Below are 20,212 nucleotides of genomic sequence, written 5' to 3' on the forward strand. Positions count from 1 at the left end.
TTATAAACCTGCCGGTTCTAAATGAATGAACGTAGAGCATGTTTATCCGGGCGAAGCTAGCGGCCATAGTTCCTTTGCCTCAGCCATCTCAATTCGAGAGGGCAGCGAAACAGGAGCTTTCCAATGCCAACAATTCACCTCGAAATGCATCCAGGTCGAACCCTCGAACAAAAGCGCGATTTCGTCCGCAAGGTCACTCAGGTTACCGCTGAGACGCTTGCCTGCCCGACGGATAGCGTGGACGTGTTGATCAGCGAGATTTCTCGCGAACACTGGGCCAAGGGCGGCCAACTCGTATCGGATAAGGGCGCGCCTCAGACAGTCGCACGATGACGCGGCTCCAAGGCTTCGCATTCCTTCCTATCGATCCACAAGATGCCGCCTTCGGGCGGCATTTTTGTTGATCAGCCGTCCCTGCCACTGGCCATTTTTCGTTTACGCGGGGAACCGATTTTTAACCCCCCTCTGCGAAAACTATCGCTAGGTTAGTTGATGTTTTAAGTATTGCGTATCGATCATGGCGGTGTTTCAAACAGCAGAAAAAATGCTGCCGTCCGGGCTGCGGACCGTGCTGTCGCCATATCTGCGCAAACTCGCCTCCCTCTTCACCGGTAAGGACGAAAAGGCCGTCTCGCAGCGCATGGCGCTGGTCGCTTTCGCCATCCGCATCGCCGGCGCCGGCCTTGCCTTCGTTTCACAGATTGCTCTGGCCCGGATGATGGGCCGCTTCGAATATGGCGTCTTCGTCTTCGTCTGGGTGCTGATGATCCTGTTTGGCAATCTCGCCTGCCTCGGTTTCCCGACCGCCATCATCCGCTTCCTGCCGCAATATGATGCGAGCGGCGATCACGATGCCATTCGCGGTGTGACCGCCACGGCGCGCCGTTTCGTCTTGGGGGTTGCCGGCGGCTTGGCGCTGATCGGCATGGCGGCGCTCTATGCCTTCAGCGGCTTGGTCGAAAACTATTACGTCATGCCGATCTTTCTCGGACTGATCGCCGTGCCGATGATCGCGCTTGGCGATGTGCTGGACGGAACGGCGCGCGCCAACCACTGGCCGGTCATGGCGCTGAGCCCGACCTTCCTCATCCGCCCGACGCTGATCCTGCTGTTCATGTTGGCCGCCATCCTTTCCGGCGCGGCCCATAGTGCAGTGACGGCGATGGCGGCTGCCCTTGCCGCCGCTTTCGTCACCGTCTGCTGCCAATATCTCGCCGTCACCTTCCGGCTGCGCCGCCACTATCCCGACGGTCCGAAAAAGGTCGAATTCCACACCTGGCTTGCCGTCGCTTTTCCGGTCTTTCTGGTTGAGGGTGTCGGCTATCTCCTGACCAATTCCGATGTCGTCGTAGTCGGCATTTTCCTCGACCCCGCCGAGGTCGCCGTCTATTTCGCCGCTGCCAAGATCATGGCGCTGGTGCATTTCGTCTATTTCGCCGTCAAAGCCGCCATCGGCCCGCGTTTTGCCGCCATCATTGCCGAAAACGACCCGGCAAAACTCGCAGCCTTCGCCACGGAGGCCGCGCGCTGGACCTTCTTCCCGGCCCTTGCCGTCGGTCTTGGCGTATTCGCGGCCGGGCAATTTTTGCTCTCGCTCTTTGGCGCGTCCTTTACCGAAGGCCAGGTGGTCATCGCTATCCTGCTTGCCGGCGTTCTCGCCAAGGCGCTCGTCGGCCCGGCCGAGGTGCTGCTGCTGATGGCGGATCGGCAAATGCTCTGCGTCTATCTCTATGCCGCTGCGCTGATCGCCAATATCGGCCTCAACGTCGCGCTCATTCCGTATTTCGGCATCGAAGGCGCGGCCATTGCTGCGGCAAGCGCCATGACGATCGAGGCCGCGTTGCTGCATATCGCCGTCCGCCGCGCGTTCGGCATCGTGCTCTTCGCCCTTGTCCGTCGGCCGACGACGACAGCAACGAGGGGGGCACTCTGACCATGGCGCGCCCTCCTTTTACCGAAAGCACCGACAGCCAAGTGAACGCTCTGACGCACACGCTCGCAGCGCTGCATTTCGATCCACCCAAGGCCGAGGCGCGCGTCGAGGTCGGCCGGCCTGGCCGCGATCTCAGCCTTTATCCAGGCAAGCTCGGCTACGAGCTGCAGGACGAACTGGACTTTCTCTCCAATCGCGCTATGGAGCCGAATGTCTTCTTCTCCGGTCGCTTCCTGGCGCCTGCCATGCCGCGCCTGGAGGACCGGCAGATCCGCCTCGCCCTGATGCGTGACGACAACGGCTCCCGCAGCCGCATGCGCCTCTTGATGCCCTTTACCGTCGACAAGCCGGGTTTTGCGATCGGTCCTTCGATCATCCGCGTCTGGTCGAATTCCTTCGGTCCGCTCGGCACGCCGCTGGTGGACGCCGAAGAGGCCGGCGAGACGCTCGACAATCTCTTCGAGGCGCTGACCCGGCGCGAACTGCACCTGCCGACCACGCTGGTGCTGCCGGATATCCGATTGAACGGCCGTTTCGCCCAGATGGCAAAGGCAGTCGCCATCGGCCGCAACCTGCCCCTCACCGTCGCCAATCCCTATCAGCGGCCAATGCTTGACAGCAGCGAGGATGCGCTCGCCTATCTGAAGCGAACGATCTCGAACTCGCATCTGCGCGAAATGCGCCGCCAATGGCGCCTTTTGGAAAATCAGGGCGATGTCGTCTATAGCGTTGCCCGCCAGCCTCGCGACATTCATGTGCGCATGGAAGAATTTCTGGCCTTGGAAGCGAGCGGCTGGAAGGGCAAGAAGCGCAGCGCCTTGGTCACGGACCGTCACCATGCTGCCTTCGCCCGCGAAGCCATCTCCAATCTCGCTGCCGTTGACGCCGTGCGCATACACACCATCGACCTCAACGGCCGGGCAATCGCCTCGATGATCGTGCTGATAATGGGCGGCGAGGCCTATACCTGGAAGACCGCCTATAACGAGGATTACGCCCGCTATTCGCCTGGCAAATTGCTGATGGGCGAGCTGACCGAATGGCATCTCGACGACGCCAATATTGTCCGCTCCGATTCCTGCGCCGTGCCGGATCATCCGATCATGAGCCGCTTCTGGCAGGAGCGCGAAGACATGGGCACGCTGATCATCGGCCTGACGCAGAACGGCGACCGCGACGTCCGGCAGGTGGCAGCGCAACTGCATATGTACCGCAGCACCCGCAACATGGCGAAACTGCTGCGCGAGAAGATATTGTCGCTGACGAAGCGCTAGAGCCCTTATAGTCTCCGTAGCGCGGCGCTCTATTCTTTCGAGTCCAGAGTCTCGGCCACCGCGCGGTCGCGCAGCAATCTGCGGATGACCTTGCCCGATGTCGTCAGCGGCAGGGCGTCGACAAACTCGATCTCGCGTGGATATTCATGCATGGAAAGCCGCGTTTTCACCCAATCGCGGATTTCAGCCGCCAGCGCCTCGCTCGGCTCGAAGCCGGGCACAAGAACCACATAGGCCTTGACGATCTCCGTGCGCACCGCATCCGGCTTGCCGACGGCGGCGGCGAGTTGCACGGCCAGATGACCGCCGAGACAGTCCTCGATTTCGCTCGGGCCGATGCGATAGCCCGAGGAGGTGATGACATCGTCATCGCGGCCGATAAAGGAAATATAGCCATCCGCATTCTGCCGGCCGAGATCGCCGGTCAGCAGCCAGTCGCCGGCGAATTTCGCCTCCGTCGCCTTTTCGTCCTGCCAATAGCCGAGAAACATCACCGGATCGGGCCGTCGAATGGCGATCTGCCCGCTCTCGCCGACCGGCATCTCCCTGCCATCCGCATCGACGATCGCTACGCGATGGCCGGGCACCGGCTTACCGGTCGACCCGCCACGGCTCACGCCGAAGGCAGCGCTGGAGGACAGAACGAAATTGCACTCGGTCTGGCCGAAGAATTCGTTGACGGTGACCCCGAGGGCGGACCGCGCCCATTCATAGGTCTCCCGCCCGAGCGCCTCGCCGGCCGAGCCGATGGTGCGCAGCTTGAGATCATAAAGCGCCCGGGGATTGCTGACCGATTTCAGCAGCCGCAGTGCCGTCGGCGGAATGAAGGCATTGCGCACGCCCATCTCGGCCATGATGCGGAAAGCCATATGCGCGTCGAACTTCTGCGCAGGCGAGGAGACGACGGGCACGCCGAGCATCAGGCTCGGCAGCAGCGCGTTCAGCAGCCCGCCCGCCCAGGCCCAATCCGACGGCGTCCAGAGCTTGTCGCCCGCCTGTGGAAAACCTTCATGGGCGAACTGCATGCCGGGAATATGCCCCGGCAAAACGCGATGGCCGTGCAGCGCCCCCTTCGGCGGCCCGGTGGTACCCGAGGTGAAAATCATCAGCGCCGGATCGTCCGGCCCGGTATCGGCCACTTCGAAAAGCGGCGGATGGGCGGCGACCAGCTCGGCAAAACCGGCGACACCCTCCTCGCCGCCATCGATGCTGATCACATGCGCGAGATCCGGCAGGCGATCCCGGATCGGCCGCAGCCGTGAAAGACCGAACTGATTGGTAACGATCGCCGAGGTGCCCGAAATCGCCAGCCGGTATTCCAATGCCTCAGCGCCGAACAGCAGCGCCAGCGGCAGGGCAATCGCTCCCATCTTGTAGATAGCGACATGCGCGATGACGGTCTCGAAACTCTGCGGCAAAAGCAGCGCCACCCGATCGCCCGGCCGCACGCCGAGCGCCGTCAACGCATTGGCAAAAGCGGCGGAACGATCCCGCAGCGCACCATAGGTCATCGCCAGATGATTTCCGTCCGGGCTGAAATGCTCAAGGCAGACCCGGTCCGGCTCCCGCTCGGCCCAATCGTCGCAGACCGCGCGTCCGATGTTGAATTTCGCCGGAATCTCCCAGAGAAAATCGCGATAAAGGACTTCATAAGTGTCGCGCGGGGGCAGTTTCATACTAAAAATCCAGGAAAAATGCTGCGGTGCAGCTAACACCTGTCGCCCCCGGGATTCAAGGAAACATTTAAGTTGCGGCTACTCGCCCTCTCTGGCCGCAAGTATCTAGTGCACGAAGGACCATCCTCCTTCGGGGCGAAACACTAGCCAGAACTTACCGTATATATTCGCCTCCGGCACAAAGCCGACATCGAAACGGCTATCATTGGAATTGTCGCGATTGTCACCCAAGACGAAGTAGTAACCCTCGGGCACCGAGTACTCGCGCGTGTTGTCGCCTCGCGAGTTTGGCAATTCGTCCAAGGTCTGGTAGCGAACCCCATTGTCCAATACTTCGCCGAAAACGGGGAATTCGCCAGGGTCTAAACTATAGTGTGACACGATAGTACCTTCGGCATCGCGCGGTACGGACTGTCCATTGATGAAAACAATGCCGTTTTTCATCTGGACGCGGTCACCGGGTAACCCGATGACACGCTTCGCGTAGTCCACATTTGGCGTTGTGGGAGGCACCAGCATGACAACATCTCCGCGCTGCGGCTTGGACCCGAACAATTTCGGCGGCACCCAATTGGGCCGAAACGAGAAGGAGTAGCGACCGTAGCCATAATTAAACTTCGTCACGAAAGCATAGCTGCCGGGCATCAGCGTAGGCATCATCGAGCCGGAGGGGATCGAAAACGGTTGGATAATGAATGTGCGAATGGTGAACGCAACGACGAGGGGTAAAAGCCAGAAAAGCAAGGCTATATTATACCAACGCGAGAACCAGCGATGCTGCCAGGCAACAGCTCCTCGTCGCATCAGCCAATAGCCATGAATGCAGCCGATCAAATTAAAGGGAACCGCTACCAAACCGGCAACCGTAACCAATGCAAGCTGAGGCATGGCAAGCACCGCCAGAGCACCAACAAGATTGGTCAAAAGCAGATAGGATATCGCTATACGCCCCCTGCCGAGATAGGCCATGACAACGGCAGGTCCCAGAAGTAGACCAATGATAATGACGGCAAGCGGACGGCGGTCTCGGAAGAAGCGGAAAAAGCGCATGGGAAGCCTCGAACTGATCGGACCGCCATCGTTACACAACCAGTAAATGCATTTGAATTGACAGGATATGACAATCCCCAGCCTGGGCTAGGATCGAGTCTTCCCGTGACTTCTAAATCAATCGCAAATTATTGAATTAATCGGCGACCACTCGCTCTGCTAGTCTGCGTTTTGATGCTCATCCGCTTGCACTCCCATGAGCGGAACCTATCGAATATCCAAAACAGGATGGAGACTATCGATGGATTTCATAAAGCTTGGCAAAACCGGCCTTGAAGTGTCCCGCATCTGTCTGGGCTGCATGACCTATGGCGATCCCGGCAAGGGCACGCATGCCTGGTCGCTGAAGGAAGAGGACAGCCGCCCGCTGCTCAAGCAGGCGATCGAGGCCGGCATCAACTTCCTCGACACGGCGAACACCTATTCCAACGGCTCGTCGGAGGAGATCGTCGGCCGCGCCATCAAGGATTTTGCGCGCCGCGAGGATATCGTTCTGGCAACGAAGGTATTCAACCGCATGCGTCCCGGCCCGAATGGCGCCGGCCTGTCGCGCAAGGCGATTTTCGATGAGATCGACAACAGCCTGCGCCGCCTCGGTACTGACTATGTCGATCTCTACCAGATCCACCGCTGGGACTATACGACGCCGATCGAGGAAACACTGGAAGCGCTGCACGATATCGTCAAGGCCGGCAAGGCCCGCTATATCGGCGCCTCCTCCATGTATTCCTGGCAATTCGCCAAGGCGCTCTACACTTCGCGCCTCAACGGCTGGACCGAATTCGTCAGCATGCAGAACCACGTGAACCTGCTCTATCGCGAGGAAGAGCGCGAAATGCTGCCCTTCTGCGAAGATCAGAAGATCGCGGTCATTCCCTGGAGCCCGCTTGCCCGCGGCCGTCTCACCCGCGACTGGGACGAGGCGACAGCGCGCACGCAAAGCGACGAATTCGGCAAGACGCTCTACACACAGGCGATCGAGGCCGATCGTAAGGTCGTCGAAGCCGTCGGTGCCGTCGCCAAGGCCCGGGGCATCGCCCGCGCCCAGGTCGCCACCGCCTGGATCCTGCAGAAGAGCGCCGTCACCGCCCCGATCATCGGCGCCTCCAAGCCAGGCCATATCGCCGACGCCGTCGCTGCACTGTCGGTCAAGCTGACGCCGGAGGAGATCGAAGCACTGGAATCGCCCTATATCCCGCATGCGGTTGCGGGATTTAAATAAGCATCCCGAATGGGTCAGGCGCGCGTTCCATGACTGCACGCCTGACCCAATGGCGGGACTGGGAATGACAGCCAGCTTTATTGCGGCATCAAGCTTTCCAGTTCACTGAGCCGTTTCATAGCCGCCTGCTGGCGCAACATTGCATAGTTGATCTCTCCCGCATTGAGCGAACTGCCGGATTGAGAGGGGAACTGATCGAAATCGGCGAAGAACTCCTTGATCTTCCCCTGGATCGGCACGAGCAGCCAGATGTTTCGCGCCAGAAATTCGATCGCCCCGCCTCCTTCCTCTAGCCCTCGTTCGTAGGGATCCATCCGCAGATTGGCGATCAGGGCCCAGGCCGGCGTCTCGCGCACGCCGGTTGCAATATTCCCGTGCGCCACCGCAAAACTCAGCTTCCAATCATTCCACCTGATGGCGTTGAGATTTCCGCCCTGGTCGAAATAGTAGACCGTATCCCTCGGCGTTTTTTCCGACTCGCCTTTCAGGAGGGACGTCAGATCGTAGCCGTCGAGATGAACCTTGAAGTTCTTCGCCCCAGCGGAGAATCCGGTCTTCATCTTTTCCTTGATATCGGGAACGCCCGCTGCCGCGGTCAAAGTCGGCATCCAGTCCATCAGCGTGACGATGTCGTTGATCTGCGTCCCAGGCTTCACGACGCCTGGCCAGCGCACCATCATCGGAATGCGGAAACCGCCTTCCCATGTCGTGCCCTTCTCGCCGTGGAACGAGGTCATGGCACCATCCGGCCATAGAGCGATCTCTGCGCCGTTATCGGTCGTGTAGAGCACGATGGTATTGTCGGCGATGCCGAGATCGTCGAGCTGCTTGAGCAGTTCGCCGACCATGCCGTCATGCTCGACCATGCCATCCGCATGGATACCTTTGCCGGTCTTACCCAGCGATTCCTTCTTGAGGTGGGTGAAAACATGCATCCGGGTCGAGTTGAACCAGACGAAGAAGGGTGTATTGGCCTTATGCTGGCGATCGATGAAATCCTTTGCTGCGGAAAGGAACTCTGCGTCGATTGTTTCCATGCGTTTTATCGTGAGCGGACCTGTGTCTTCGATCTTGCCGTCGGCCTTTGAGTGAATGACACCGCGCGGGCCGAATCTCTTCCGAAACTCCGGATCCTTCGGATAGAAGTAACCCTCGGGTTCTTCCTCGGCATTGAGGTGATAAAGGTTTCCGAAAAACTCGTCGAAACCGTGATTGGTCGGCAAATGTTCGTCATGGTCGCCGAGATGGTTCTTGCCAAACTGACCCGTCGCGTAGCCCTGGGTTTTCAAGACATCGGCAATGGTCGGCATCCAATCCTGAATGCCATGCGGATCGCCGGGCATGCCGATTGTCAGCAGGCCGGTGCGGAAAGGTTCCTGGCCAAGAATGAACGATGCCCGTCCGGCGGTGCAACTCTGTTGACCGTAGGAATCCGTAAAAATCGCCCCTTCGGCAGCGATCCGATCGATATTCGGCGTGCGGTAGCCCATAAGCCCCATGGTATAGGCACTGATCTGCGGAACACCGATATCATCGCCAAAGATCACCAGGATGTTCGGCTTCGTGTCGGATGATGCTGCCGTCTGGTTGTTTGAGGGCGTCGTCGTCTGGGCGTTGGCCGTTGTGGAACCGACCATGTTCGCCACCGTGGCTGCACCGGCGGCAAGCGCTGTCGATCCGATCAGCAGATTGCGTCGCGTGATGCTGTTGAGGTCGATGGATGATGATTTCTCGCGGTCGTCGTAAGCCATGTTATGTGTCTCCCGTCGAACGTTGAACCAATATCGCGCGGTGCTGAGATGCACCGCGGAAGCTCGATCGAGGCACAAAGATCGCGAATGTGTAAGTACGTTACTGTAAAACTCGCGGTAAAATCGTAGGCGGCAATTTGCGAGCGCCGCTCTGGCCGCCAAGGGTAGTTTGGGCGGCAGTCGGCACCCTTGTTCCGCCCTTCGCTGTGGCGTTGCGTCGCAGACAATGCCGAAGCTTTCGAGCCTGCGGGAAATCGCGCAAAAGTTACTTCACTAGTCGGTCGCAGTTGAGGCTTAACAGGTCAAGGTTCCTTAGCCCCGAGGATGACAATCCATGATCACAGTCCCTTTCAACGCGCGGCGCTTCCAGTCCACCGCGGCCTATTACCTGCGCTATCGCATCCCCTATCCGGATACGCTTATCGCCCGCGTCGCCGAGCGCAGCGGCCTGAAGGCTGGCGATCATGTGCTGGACCTCGGCTGCGGCCCCGGCCAGCTCGGCATCGCCTTTGCGCGGCTAGAGGGCGCGACCGTGACTGCCATGGACCCGGAACCGGAAATGCTCGCCGCCGCCGAAGAGGGCGCCAGCAGCGCCGGCGTCGAGATCACCGTGCGTCAGGGTTCGTCCTATGATCTCGGGCCGGATATCGGCAAGCTGCATCTCTGCGTCATGGGCCGCTCCTTCCATTGGATGGATCGCCCAGCGACACTCGCTGCCCTCGACAGGCTGATCGAGCCCGGTGGCGCGGTCGTGCTGTTCCACGATCGACAGGTGCTGGCGACCCCGGATTGGCGCAGCATTGTCGACAAGCTGACGGAAACTTTTGCGCCGGAGCGCCATCAAGAGCGTCTATTGCGCAAGGGCAAGGCCTGGGCGCCGCATGAGGCCATGCTGCTTGCCTCGCCCTTTCGCAACCTCGAGCGCATCGGCATCGTCAACCAATATCAGAGGGATATCGACGATATTGTCGGCCGCGTCTTCTCGATGTCGTCCACCTCGCCGCAGGCGCTTGGCGACAAGCTTGCCGATTTCGAGGCGGCGTTGCGCGCCGAGCTGCTGGAAGTGGCTCCCGACGGCAAGATCACGGAGATCGTCGAATCCCAGGGCCTGCTCGCCTTCCGTGGCTGATCGAAGCAGCCGCCTCAGCGCGAAGCGAGCTCCTGCCGGGTTGCGGCCAGAAGCTCCTCGGAAAGCGCAGGCGTATCCATGGCGCGGGCGAGGATGACCGCGCCGACCATGGTGGAGAGATCGGCAAGCGCCTTGCGCCGCCGCTCCTCCTGCGTTCCTCCGGGCGTGATCTCTTCGAGGATTGCCGCCATTCCCATCAGGCCGTTGGTGAAGGTGGACTGCATTTCGGGACCATAGCGGCTGACCTCCTGCGTCAGGGCCGCGAAGACGCAGCCGGTGCCATGCTCAACGACATTGCGATGCGAGAGATAATGCGCGAGCAATGCGTCGCGCGGCGCCTCCGACGCCCCCTCGACCACCCCTTGCCAACGCTCCTGCGCACGCGCCACCAGCGCCTTGCTGGCTTCGCAAGCCAGCTCGTCCTTCGATTCGAAATGGCCGTAAAAGCCGCCATGCGTCAGCCCGGCCGCCTTCATGATGTCGGCGACGCCGATGCCGTCAAAACCCTTCTCGCGGAAAAGCTCCCCTGCGACGGCAAGGATCTTCTCGCGATTCTCCGCGAATTTCTCCCGGCTCACTCTCATCAAAAAACTCCATCAGAGCATCAATAATTCTGTATTGACAATTTATATGACGACCATCATCAATACGCAACAAATATGATCGCAATCATCTAAATGCCTTTACACAAACGTTCAAGCCGGGAGAACGGCAGGGCGCTAAACGTGGCTACGGCACCCTTGGCCGTCCGCGATCGAGCGCCTTTGCAGCCCTCCCGATCCTGATGGCAAGACACGCAACTTTATCGGAACGCTCCTCATGGTCTCCACAGTCCTTGCTTCGACGCTTGCCCGGCGCAACATTCACTATGGATGGGTCGTCGTCGGCGCCACCTTCCTCACCATGCTCGTCACCGCCGGCGCCATGGGCGCGCCCGGCGTGCTCATCAAGCCGCTGGAAGACGAGTTCGGCTGGAGCACCTCGTCCATCTCCTCCGCGCTTGCCGTTCGCCTCGTGCTCTTCGGCCTCATGGGTCCCTTCGCCGCCGCCTTCATGAATCATTTCGGTGTCCGCAAGGTCATCGTCTTCGCGCTGATCACCATCTGCGTCGGCTTCATCGGCTCGCTGTTTATGACGCAGGTCTGGCAGTTGCTGCTCTGCTGGGGCATCATCATCGGCTTCGGCACCGGGCTGACCGCCATGGTGCTCGCCGCCACGGTGTCGACGCGCTGGTTCACCAAGCATCGCGGCCTCGTCGTCGGCATGCTCTCGGCAAGCTCGGCCACCGGCCAGCTCGTTTTCCTGCCGCTGATGGCGGAGCTGACGGAACGCTATGGCTGGCGCACCACCGTGCTCTTCGTCTGCGGCATGATCGTCGTCGCAGCCCTGGTCGTGCTGCTGCTGATGCGAGACCGGCCGGCCGACGTCAATCTGCCGCTCGTCGGTGAAATCCACGTCTCGCCGACGCCGCCCGCCACCAAGAACCTCAAGGCAGCCCTGGCCTCGCCCCTCCTCATCCTGAAGGAAGTGTCCACCAGCTCCACCTTCTGGATCCTCGCCGCCACCTTCTTCATCTGCGGCCTTTCGACCAACGGCCTGATCCAGACGCATTTCGTGACGCTCTGCGGCGATTTCGGCATCGTGCCGGTGGCCGCCGCCAGCGTGCTCGCCGTCATGGGCATCTTCGATTTCTTCGGCACGATCGGCTCCGGCTGGCTCTCCGACCGTTTCGACAATCGCTGGCTGCTCTTCTGGTACTACGGGCTGCGCGGCCTGTCGCTCGTCTATCTGCCCTTCAGCAATTTCACCTTCTACGGCCTGTCGATCTTCGCCGTCTTCTACGGCCTCGATTGGATCGCCACCGTGCCGCCGACCGTCAAGATCGCCGCCGACCGCTTCGGCCGCGAAAAAGCCGGCCTCGTCTTCGGCTGGGTCTTCGCCGCCCACCAGCTCGGCGCCGCCACAGCGGCCTATGGCGCCGGCCTGTCGCGCACCGAACTCAGCACCTACCTGCCCGCCTTCTTCATCGCCGGCGCCTTCTGCGTGCTCGCCGCAATCCTGGCGCTGACGATCAGCCGCTCCACCTCGACGGACAAGGCCCCGGCAATGGCGCACTGAGGCCAGCCCCTTGAAAGACAAACGGCCCATGGCGTCCGCTGCCGCCATGGGCCGCCATGGGTCGAATGACAAGTCCCGGAAAACAAGACGCATTCCTTCGCAACCCGTCTTGCGCGTCCGGCCAATCACATGTTAGACACCCGCCTCGTCAGGATCCGTTGCCCCATTGGCGGAATTGGTAGACGCGCTCGACTCAAAATCGAGTTTCGAAAGAAGTGCTGGTTCGACTCCGGCATGGGGCACCACTCTCGAAACCTAAAGATTTTGATAATGTGACTCTAAGCCCGGGCTACTAACGAAAGCGACAAATTAGCTTTTGAGTTTTACTGCCGTTCCGCTAGCTGTCACAAATAAAATGCCCCCACCGCTTCCTGTGGATGCCTCGTTGTAATCCAGATCCACAGCAATGACCGCATCGGCTCCGAGTTCAAGCGCTTCCTGTCTTAGTTCGGCCAAACAAGAGTTCCGGGCTTGCTTAAGTGTATTCTGTACGTTGCCGCTTCGCCCACCCACAATATCTCTAATACTATTGCCAATATCTTTGAGAAAATTTTGACCTATAGCGGCCTCAGAGGCAACTATTCCAAGAATATTCTCGATATCTCTATTCGGCACGTCTACAGATGTCGTCAATATTATACCTTGAAGCCTCTGCTCCCTCTCCTGCTTCCTGACAATACCTTCACAGTCTCCACAGTATCCATCACGCGAAGCGATGAAAACGTCTTGCCCGCATCTATTACACTTTGGCACGTTCGCCCTCCTAAGCCGCCAACCACCATACGTTGTGGAGACTGACATATAGGGAGAAAACTAAACCATCTTTAAGATGGAGTGCCCTCATCTCAGCAATAAATTCGGCACCCTTCGAAATCCAACCATCACGAAAATTTTTGATTTTGTTCCACTTCCGTCATCCCCCGACCATTTACAGCCATAATCCTCCCCCCTAAAGGTGTGCAACGCAGCAAAAGGGGGCAGAATGCTTCGTAGACTTTACGACTGGACCATGTCGCTCGCCCGTCGCAAATCGGCGGAAGTTTGGTTGGCCATTATCGCCTTCGTTGAAAGCTCGATCTTCCTCGTGCCCGCCGACGTCCTGTTCCTGCCGATGTCGCTTGCCAAGCCCGAACGCGCCTGGCGCTATGCGCTGACGGCGACGGTTGCCTCCGTGCTCGGCGGCATTGCGGGCTGGGCGTTCGGTTATTACGCCTTCGAGACCATCGCCAAGCCGATCCTGATCTTCTACGGCAAGCTCGACGCCTTCAACCAGATGAGCGCCGGCGTCACCTACGGATGGGTCGTTCTGCTGCTCGTCACCTCGGGGCTGGCGCATCTGCCGCCGATCAAGGTGGTGACCATCCTTTCCGGCGTCGCCCATATCGATCTCGGCCTGTTCATCATCTCGGCCATCGTCGCCCGTGGCGCCCGCTTCTTCTTCCTGGCCTTTCTGCTCCGCCGCTATGGCGAATCGATCCGGCATTTCATCGAGAAGCGTCTCGGCCAGATCACCATGGCGGCGGCCGCCGTCCTCATTCTTCTCTACATTCTCTTCCATTATGTCCTGGCGCACTGAGCACGGAGCCCTTGCATGTCTAAGACTTTGACTTCTCGCGCCGGCCTCACCTATTCCGCGCTGCTTGCCATCGGCATGATCATCGTCATCGGCTCGGCGCTCGGCTTCCAATATATCGGCGGCTATATTCCCTGCGCGCTCTGCCTTGAGCAGCGCCAGCCCTATTATTATGGCATTCCCGTCGCGATCGCTGCCGCTCTGACGGCAGCCCTCGGCCTGCCCTCCTGGATCACCCGCGCGCTGCTGGCCATTGCCGGCATCATGATGGTGGTCGGCGGTGGCATCGGCGTCTATCACGCCGGCGTCGAATGGCACTTCTGGGCCGGCCCGACGACCTGCTCTACATCCGCCAGCAGCATGACGCAGAACGCCGGCGACCTGCTGAACGAACTCAGCACCATCAAAGGTCCGTCCTGCACCGAAGCCGCACTCCGCGTCCTCGGCTTGTCGATGGCCGGGTGGAATGTAATCGCCAGCGTCATTCTGGCGGCGATCGCGTTTATGGGCGTGAAGAAGGCCGGTTGATTGAACTGAGATCTGTCAGGCGAGCGAACGGCTGCCGCAGCTACGTGCCGTGCATATAAGCGCGGCAAAGCGGAACTCGCCCGAGCTTCCCAGGCAATCAATTTTACGGCTGCAGTTCCGTATCCCAGTAGAGATAGTCGAGCCAGCTATCGTGCAGATAGTTCGGCGGGAACAGGCGGCCGTTATTGTGCAGGTCCTGCACGGTCGGCTGATAAGGCTTCTGCGCCGGGAACATGCCCGCCTGCTTCGGCAGCTTGCTGCCCTTGCGCAGGTTGCAGGGCGAGCACGCGGCCACCACGTTTTCCCAGGTCGTTTCGCCGCCATGGGCGCGCGGGATGACGTGGTCGAAGGTCAGATCGTCATGAGCGCCGCAATATTGGCATTCGAACCGGTCGCGCAGGAAGACGTTGAACCGGGTGAAAGCAGGGTTGCGGGAGGGCTGGACGTAGGTCTTGAGGCAGACGACGCTTGGCAGCCGCATCGAGAAGCTGGGCGACGATACCGACTGATCGTATTCAGCGATGATGTTTACACGGTCAAGGAAAACCGCCTTGATCGCGTCCTGCCAGGACCAGAGCGACAAGGGGTAATAACTCAGCGGCCGATAGTCAGCGTTCAGCACGAGCGCTGGCAAGGACTGCGGTGAGACTGCAATCGTCAAGGAACCCTCCTGATCGATTCGGCATCTGTATCTGTATATTAGGCCGGTTGTTACAGGATTGTGAAGTCCAATAAATTCAGTGCATAGCGGCCAATCTATGAGGGCAGTCGATCAATCGATGGGCAGCGCGTCGCGGCGGGTTTTGACGGCGTAATAGGCCCAGAAGAGCCGGGCCGCGACCGAGCGCCAGGGCATCCAGACCGCCGCTTCCCGGGCCAAAGCCTTGGGCAGGGGCCTGACATCATGCCCAAACGCCATGCCGACGGCTGCCTGCAAGGCAACGTCGCCGACCGGAAACACATCTGTGTGACCACAGCAGAACATCAGATAGACCTCCGCCGTCCAGGGACCAATTCCCTTGATGGCAGTAAGCTCGGAAAGCGCCTTTTCCGGGCTTTCGGCACTCAGCGAATGAAGATCGAGGCTGCCGCCAGCAACTGCTTCGGCAACGCGGTGAAGCGTCTCGTGCTTGATTCGCGAGAGGCCGAAGGTTCGCCATGCCTCCAGCGCCAGGCCGACATAGCCCTCGGCGGTCACCCGACCCATCCCAGCGATCATCTTCCCCCAGATCGCATCGGCGCTCGCCCGCGACACGACCTGCGACACGATGATATGGGCAAGTCCCTCGAAGCCCGGCTCGCGCAGGCGCAGCGGCACGGGTCCCGCCTCGGAGACAATCTGCCGCAGGCGCGGATCGAGCTCGACCAGCGCCGCCAGCCCCTGCCTGATATCGTCTTCAGCGCGGATGATGTGCATGGCTTCTCGTAGTCCGGGATTAAAATTCGTGGCAGAAGAAAGCATGATCGCGATTCCCCGTCAAAAGCCGATATTCCGTTTCGCGCCGAGCCCGAATGGCCCGCTGCATCTCGGCCATGCGCTGTCGGCGATCCTCAATCACGACATGGCGAGAGAGGTCGGCGGCCGTTTCCTGCTGCGCATCGAAGACATAGATCAGGCCCGTTGCACACCCGAATTCGAAGCGGGCATATTTGCCGATCTCGCCTGGCTCGGCCTCACCTGGGAAGAACCGGTGCGCCGGCAATCCCTGCATTTTCCGGCCTACCAGACCGCCCTGCAGTCGCTCATCGCCCGCGGCCTCGTCTATCCCGCCTTTCAGACGCGCGGCGAGGTGAAGGCACGGGTTGCAGCCGGTGAAGCTCGGGGAGACCCATGGCCACGCGATCCGGACGGCACGCCGCTCTATCCCCCCGACGACCGCCTGCGCAGCGACACAGAGAGAAAGCGCCTGCTCGACGCCGGCCTTAAGCACGCCTGGCGGCTCGACATGGAAAAAGCCATCGCCGCCGTCGGGGCGCCGCTTCATTGGCATGAAAACGGCGATGGCGAGACGGGCGAAATCCCCGCCGATCCCGGCGCCTGGGGCGACGTCGTGCTGTCGCGCTCCGATGCGCCGTCGAGCTATCACTTGTCCGTGGTCGTCGACGATGCCGCGCAGGGCGTCACCCATGTCGTGCGCGGTCTCGACCTTTTTCACGCCACCTCGGTCCACCGCCTGCTGCAGGCTCTGCTCGATCTGCCGCAGCCGCTCTACCATCACCATCGGCTGGTTCTTGGCGAAGACGGCAAGAAGCTCTCCAAGAGCCAGGGCGATACCGGCATTGCCGAATGGCGCCGGCAGGGCTGGTCATCGGCGGAGCTTCGTCGCCGCATCGGCCTCTGATTGTTTGTCTGCCTCTTGTCTAATCGCTTCGGGGGCACCCGCTCCCTTGCCGAAGAGCATGCGCCGCACCTTGAACTTCATCAGCGCCGCATTGAACTCCGCGCCGAGGATGAAGATCACCGCGAGCATGTAGAGGAAGACGAGCACAATCATCACCGAGGCCAGACCGGCATAGGTGGCCGTGTAGTTGGCGAAAGTCGCAAGGTAATAGGCGAAGATTAGCGCGCCGAGCGACCAGAAGAGCAAGGTCAGGAACACGCCGGGGATGACATCGAACAGCCGCCGCCGCCCCGCCGCCAGCCACAGATGCAGGATCAGCAGTCCGGCGAGCAACAGGAAGACGGTGCCGTAGATGCGCCAACTGAAGACCACATCCAGGATATCGGCAAGCCGCGGCACCCACTCGCGCGTATAGTTCAGCACCAGCGGCACGGCGACCAGCATGATGCTGAGCATGGCAAAGATCAAAACCGCCATCAGCACATAGCCGAGGCTTGCGAGACGGTTGAAATACCAGGGCCGGTTTTCCGGCACGCGATAGGCCCGGTTGAGCGAGATGCGCAATGCCTCGACGCCGTTGGAAGCGAAATAGGCCGCCGCCAGCACGGAGATTGTCAGCAGCCCGCCGCGCGGAATAGTCAGAACCTGCACCACCTGATCCGCCACCGGCTTGGCGATCGCCTCCGGCCAGGTATCGAAAATCAGATGCACCGCCGTCGAAGAAAACTGGCTGGCGCCGAGGAAGCTCGCAAGCGCCGTGCCGAAGATCAGAAACGGAAAAACGGCCAGCAGCGTCGAAAGCGCCACATGGCTTGCCATCGCGAAACCGTCATCCTCGACGAAATGGAACACCGCGTCGTAGACGACCCTATAGAGCGTACGAACGAATGTCGGCATTCCATCTCCGCTTGAGCCCGGTTCTCGTCCGCCGGTTGTCGATTGTGTCGGGTCCTTGAATATGGGAAACGTCTCCGCGTTTGTACAGGAATCATTCCATGGCAGATCAACGCACCATCATCGTCACGGGTTGCTCTTCCGGCATCGGCGCTTTCTGCGCCCGGGCGCTGAAGGCCGACGGCTGGCGGGTTTTCGCGACCGTGCGCAAGGAGGCGGACCGCGCCTCACTCGAGGCCGAGGGGATCGAAACGCTGCTGATGGATTATACCCAGCCGGAAACGATCTCGGCTCTGGCCGCAACCGTGCGCGAACGGACCGGCGACCGCATCGACGCTTTGTTCAACAACGGCGCCTATGGCCAGCCGGGCGCGGTCGAGGACCTTTCCACGGATGTGCTTCGCGAACAATTCGAGACGAATTTCTTCGGCTGGCACGAGCTGACGCGGCAGGTAATCCCGCTGATGCGCAGGCGGGGCCACGGCCGCATCGTCAATGTCTCCTCCATTCTCGGCCTGATCCCCTATCGTTTCCGCGGCGCCTACACAGCCTCGAAATTCGCGCTGGAGGGCTTGACGATCACGCTCAGGATGGAGCTGCAGGGCAGTGGCATCCATGTCAGCCTGATCGAGCCCGGCCCGATCGCCACGCGCTTTACCGCCAATGCGCTCGCCAAGATCAAGGAGCATATCGATCTCGAACATTCGGCTCATGCGGTCGAATACCAGCGGCAATTGGCGCGGCTGAATGGCACAGGCCCGGTCAACCGGCACAAATTGGGACCCGAAGCGGTCTATGACGTGTTAAAATCCGCATTGAACGCCAAAAATCCCCGCCCGCATTATCTTGTGACCACGCCTGCAAAACAGGGCGTTCTTCTGAAAAGGCTGTTGCCGGCTAACCTTTTCTATCGTCTGATGCGCCGGTTGGATTGAAAGACGAAGGCCCGAAGCAATGTCTACCATTACCTATATCGCCGCCATCATCGTCATGGGCCTGGTCGCAATCGTCCTCATTCGCGGCCTGCTCAATATGATGAAGGGCGACAATCCGAATCTCTCCAACCGGTTGATGCAGCTTCGCGTGCTGCTGCAGGCGATCGCGGTCATCCTGATCATGCTGACGCTGTGGCTGACCGGCGGCGGCCGTCCGACCTAACGGTGGGATCACAATGGTCAAGCTCAACAAGATCTACACCAAGACCGGCGATGACGGCACGACCGGCCTCGTTGCCGGTCCCCGCCGGCTGAAGCATGATTTGCGCGTCGAGGCCTACGGCACGATCGACGAAACCAACTCCATCATCGGCGTTGCCAGGCTGCACACCGCCGATATGCCTGAACTCGACGCCATGCTGATGCGCATCCAGAACGATCTGTTCGACCTCGGCGCCGATCTCTCGACGCCCGAAACGGACGAACCGCTCTCTTACGAGCCGCTGCGTATCATTGACGGCCAGGTCCAGCGCATCGAACAGGATATAGATGCGCTCAACGCCGGTCTCCAACCGCTGAGTTCCTTCATTCTGCCTGCCGGCAGCCCCGCTTCCGCGCATATCCACCTTGCCCGCACGGTCGCGCGGCGCGCCGAGCGGCTGACGGTGGCGCTTTCACGCAGCGAAGGCGAACGCGTTAGCCCCGCGGCTTTGAAATACATCAACCGCCTCTCGGATTTCCTGTTCGTCGCTGCCCGCCATGCAAATGATCAGGGGCGCGCCGATGTGCTGTGGGTTCCGGGGAAGAATCGATAGTGACTCAAATTATTTTAACAGCATTCAACGATATTGACGTTGACGTAAACGTCATTTATGTCCCTCAGGCAATTTGCCATTCTGCGGCATGGAAGCGTTGAAATTGGGGGAAAAACGCGTATCCATGTCGCCATTCGACAAACGGAGCGGCGCTGAACAGGCCATGTTCTTGAGCGCAGTGTTGAAGGAAGGTTTCCATGAAGATTCTCGTCCCGGTGAAGCGGGTGGTTGATTACAACGTGAAGATCCGTGTGAAGGCGGATGGCACGGGTGTCGAGCTTGCGAATGTGAAGATGTCGATGAACCCGTTCGACGAGATCTCGGTCGAGGAAGCGCTGCGGCTGAAGGAAGCCGGCAAGGCCGAAGAGGTGGTGGTGGTATCGATTGGCCCGGCCAAGGCCGAGGAGACGCTGCGGACGGCGCTCGCCATGGGGGCCGATCGTGCGGTGCTGGTCGAGACCGACGATCAGGTCGAGCCGCTGGCAGTGGCGAAGATCCTGAAAGGGGTCGCCGCGGCCGAACAGCCCGGCCTGATCATCGTCGGCAAGCAGGCGATCGATGATGACTCGAACCAGACCGGCCAGATGCTGGCGGCCCTCTTGGGCTCGGCGCAGGCAACCTTCGCCTCGAAGATCGAGATCGGTGAGGGAAGCGCCAAGGTCACCCGCGAAGTGGATGGCGGCCTGCAGACGATCGAGGTCAAGCTGCCGGCGGTGGTCACGACGGACCTGCGCCTCAACGAGCCGCGTTATGCCTCGCTGCCGAACATCATGAAGGCAAAGAAGAAGCCGCTCGACAAGAAGAGCCCGGCCGACTTCGGCGTCTCCACCGAGCCGCGCCTGAAGGTGCTGAAGACCGAGGAACCGTCGGGCCGCAAGGCGGGCGTCAAGGTCAAGTCGGTGGCCGAGCTCGTCGAAAAACTCAAGACCGAAGCCGGCGTGCTCTGAGGCCGTTCATGCTCCCGAAAAGTGG

The 20,212-nt window shown here is 60.3% G+C and carries 22 protein-coding genes and 1 tRNA gene; 14 read left to right on the top strand and 9 right to left on the bottom strand.

Annotated features, from left to right (window positions below):
• Window positions 1-123 precede the first annotated feature (123 nt).
• From NXC24_RS17780 to NXC24_RS17790, 3 genes are all read left to right on the top strand, one after another.
• Window positions 124-333, top strand: coding sequence for a 4-oxalocrotonate tautomerase (locus NXC24_RS17780; RefSeq protein ID WP_104824494.1), 210 nt, complete (start codon window positions 124-126; stop codon window positions 331-333).
• 184 nt (window positions 334-517) lie between these two features.
• Entirely contained in the window at window positions 518-1,933 is a 1,416-nt protein-coding gene (locus NXC24_RS17785) for a lipopolysaccharide biosynthesis protein (RefSeq protein WP_104824495.1), read from the top strand.
• A gap of 2 nt (window positions 1,934-1,935) precedes the next feature.
• Window positions 1,936-3,207: a GNAT family N-acetyltransferase gene (locus NXC24_RS17790; protein WP_104824496.1), complete on the top strand. Its 1,272-nt coding sequence runs from the start codon at window positions 1,936-1,938 to the stop codon at window positions 3,205-3,207.
• A 29-nt stretch (window positions 3,208-3,236) separates the two neighbouring features.
• Here the strand turns inward: NXC24_RS17790 and NXC24_RS17795 are convergent, their stop codons facing one another.
• Window positions 3,237-4,883, bottom strand: a complete 1,647-nt coding sequence (locus NXC24_RS17795) for an AMP-binding protein (RefSeq protein ID WP_104824497.1) — start codon at window positions 4,881-4,883, stop codon at window positions 3,237-3,239.
• A 105-nt stretch (window positions 4,884-4,988) separates the two neighbouring features.
• Window positions 4,989-5,933, bottom strand: coding sequence for a signal peptidase I (lepB, locus tag NXC24_RS17800; protein WP_104824498.1), 945 nt, complete (start codon window positions 5,931-5,933; stop codon window positions 4,989-4,991).
• Window positions 5,934-6,174: 241 nt separating this feature from the next.
• Between lepB and NXC24_RS17805 the strand changes: the two genes are divergently transcribed.
• Window positions 6,175-7,155 (top strand): aldo/keto reductase, encoded by a 981-nt coding sequence (locus NXC24_RS17805; RefSeq protein ID WP_104824499.1) that lies wholly within the window; start codon window positions 6,175-6,177, stop codon window positions 7,153-7,155.
• A gap of 77 nt (window positions 7,156-7,232) precedes the next feature.
• On the opposite strand, the gene NXC24_RS17810 is transcribed toward NXC24_RS17805, so the two are convergent.
• Window positions 7,233-8,906: an arylsulfatase gene (locus NXC24_RS17810; protein ID WP_104824500.1), complete on the bottom strand. Its 1,674-nt coding sequence runs from the start codon at window positions 8,904-8,906 to the stop codon at window positions 7,233-7,235.
• 334 nt (window positions 8,907-9,240) lie between these two features.
• Between NXC24_RS17810 and NXC24_RS17815 the strand changes: the two genes are divergently transcribed.
• Window positions 9,241-10,035, top strand: a complete 795-nt coding sequence (locus NXC24_RS17815) for a methyltransferase domain-containing protein (RefSeq protein ID WP_104824501.1) — start codon at window positions 9,241-9,243, stop codon at window positions 10,033-10,035.
• Window positions 10,036-10,049: 14 nt separating this feature from the next.
• On the opposite strand, the gene NXC24_RS17820 is transcribed toward NXC24_RS17815, so the two are convergent.
• Window positions 10,050-10,619: a TetR/AcrR family transcriptional regulator gene (locus NXC24_RS17820; protein WP_104824502.1), complete on the bottom strand. Its 570-nt coding sequence runs from the start codon at window positions 10,617-10,619 to the stop codon at window positions 10,050-10,052.
• 235 nt (window positions 10,620-10,854) lie between these two features.
• Between NXC24_RS17820 and NXC24_RS17825 the strand changes: the two genes are divergently transcribed.
• Both NXC24_RS17825 and NXC24_RS17830 read left to right on the top strand, forming a co-directional pair.
• Window positions 10,855-12,153 (top strand): MFS transporter, encoded by a 1,299-nt coding sequence (locus tag NXC24_RS17825; protein ID WP_104824503.1) that lies wholly within the window; start codon window positions 10,855-10,857, stop codon window positions 12,151-12,153.
• Window positions 12,154-12,313: 160 nt separating this feature from the next.
• Window positions 12,314-12,398 (top strand) — tRNA-Leu (locus NXC24_RS17830).
• A 64-nt stretch (window positions 12,399-12,462) separates the two neighbouring features.
• Here NXC24_RS17830 and NXC24_RS17835 read toward each other — a convergent pair.
• Window positions 12,463-12,906 (bottom strand): YbjQ family protein, encoded by a 444-nt coding sequence (locus NXC24_RS17835; protein ID WP_245463902.1) that lies wholly within the window; start codon window positions 12,904-12,906, stop codon window positions 12,463-12,465.
• A 229-nt stretch (window positions 12,907-13,135) separates the two neighbouring features.
• Here NXC24_RS17835 and NXC24_RS17840 point away from each other — a divergent pair, with 229 nt between their 5' ends.
• On the top strand, window positions 13,136-13,729 hold the full coding sequence (locus tag NXC24_RS17840; protein WP_104824505.1) for a YqaA family protein: 594 nt from the start codon (window positions 13,136-13,138) through the stop codon (window positions 13,727-13,729).
• A 15-nt stretch (window positions 13,730-13,744) separates the two neighbouring features.
• The gene (locus NXC24_RS17845) at window positions 13,745-14,254 is read left to right on the top strand and encodes a disulfide bond formation protein B (protein WP_104824506.1); all 510 of its coding nucleotides are present in this window, start codon (window positions 13,745-13,747) and stop codon (window positions 14,252-14,254) included.
• 103 nt (window positions 14,255-14,357) lie between these two features.
• Here NXC24_RS17845 and NXC24_RS17850 read toward each other — a convergent pair whose 3' ends face one another.
• Together NXC24_RS17850 and NXC24_RS17855 are read right to left on the bottom strand one after the other, a co-directional pair.
• Window positions 14,358-14,915 (bottom strand): HNH endonuclease, encoded by a 558-nt coding sequence (locus NXC24_RS17850; protein WP_104824507.1) that lies wholly within the window; start codon window positions 14,913-14,915, stop codon window positions 14,358-14,360.
• A 111-nt stretch (window positions 14,916-15,026) separates the two neighbouring features.
• Window positions 15,027-15,671 carry a DNA-3-methyladenine glycosylase gene (locus tag NXC24_RS17855; protein ID WP_104824508.1) on the bottom strand — a complete coding sequence of 215 codons (645 nt, stop codon included), beginning with the start codon at window positions 15,669-15,671 and terminating at the stop codon, window positions 15,027-15,029.
• Window positions 15,672-15,714: 43 nt separating this feature from the next.
• Here NXC24_RS17855 and gluQRS point away from each other — a divergent pair, with 43 nt between their 5' ends.
• Window positions 15,715-16,596, top strand: a complete 882-nt coding sequence (gene gluQRS, locus NXC24_RS17860; protein WP_104824509.1) for a tRNA glutamyl-Q(34) synthetase GluQRS — start codon at window positions 15,715-15,717, stop codon at window positions 16,594-16,596.
• Here the strand turns inward: gluQRS and NXC24_RS17865 are convergent.
• Window positions 16,561-17,493, bottom strand: coding sequence for a YihY/virulence factor BrkB family protein (locus NXC24_RS17865; protein WP_104824510.1), 933 nt, complete (start codon window positions 17,491-17,493; stop codon window positions 16,561-16,563). The genes gluQRS and NXC24_RS17865 overlap by 36 nt on opposite strands.
• A gap of 98 nt (window positions 17,494-17,591) precedes the next feature.
• Here NXC24_RS17865 and NXC24_RS17870 point away from each other — a divergent pair, with 98 nt between their 5' ends.
• The 3 genes from NXC24_RS17870 to NXC24_RS17880 are packed head-to-tail and all read left to right on the top strand — an operon-like array spanning window position 17,592 to window position 19,240.
• A complete protein-coding gene (locus tag NXC24_RS17870; RefSeq protein WP_104824511.1) occupies window positions 17,592-18,425 on the top strand; it encodes an SDR family oxidoreductase in 834 nt (277 codons plus the stop codon).
• A 19-nt stretch (window positions 18,426-18,444) separates the two neighbouring features.
• Complete coding sequence (locus tag NXC24_RS17875) at window positions 18,445-18,648, top strand: twin transmembrane helix small protein (protein WP_104824512.1); 204 nt, start codon at window positions 18,445-18,447, stop codon at window positions 18,646-18,648.
• A 13-nt stretch (window positions 18,649-18,661) separates the two neighbouring features.
• Complete coding sequence (locus NXC24_RS17880) at window positions 18,662-19,240, top strand: cob(I)yrinic acid a,c-diamide adenosyltransferase (protein WP_104824513.1); 579 nt, start codon at window positions 18,662-18,664, stop codon at window positions 19,238-19,240.
• A 64-nt stretch (window positions 19,241-19,304) separates the two neighbouring features.
• Here NXC24_RS17880 and NXC24_RS36185 read toward each other — a convergent pair whose 3' ends face one another.
• Window positions 19,305-19,439: a hypothetical protein gene (locus NXC24_RS36185; protein WP_260303174.1), complete on the bottom strand. Its 135-nt coding sequence runs from the start codon at window positions 19,437-19,439 to the stop codon at window positions 19,305-19,307.
• Between NXC24_RS36185 and NXC24_RS17885 the strand changes: the two genes are divergently transcribed.
• Complete coding sequence (locus NXC24_RS17885; protein ID WP_104824514.1) at window positions 19,438-20,187, top strand: electron transfer flavoprotein subunit beta/FixA family protein; 750 nt, start codon at window positions 19,438-19,440, stop codon at window positions 20,185-20,187. The two genes, NXC24_RS36185 and NXC24_RS17885, sit on opposite strands and share 2 nt — an antisense overlap.
• The last annotated feature ends 25 nt before the right edge of the window (window positions 20,188-20,212 follow it).

The sequence above is a fragment of the Rhizobium sp. NXC24 genome (assembly GCF_002944315.1).
In the GTDB taxonomy this organism is placed as follows: domain Bacteria; phylum Pseudomonadota; class Alphaproteobacteria; order Rhizobiales; family Rhizobiaceae; genus Rhizobium.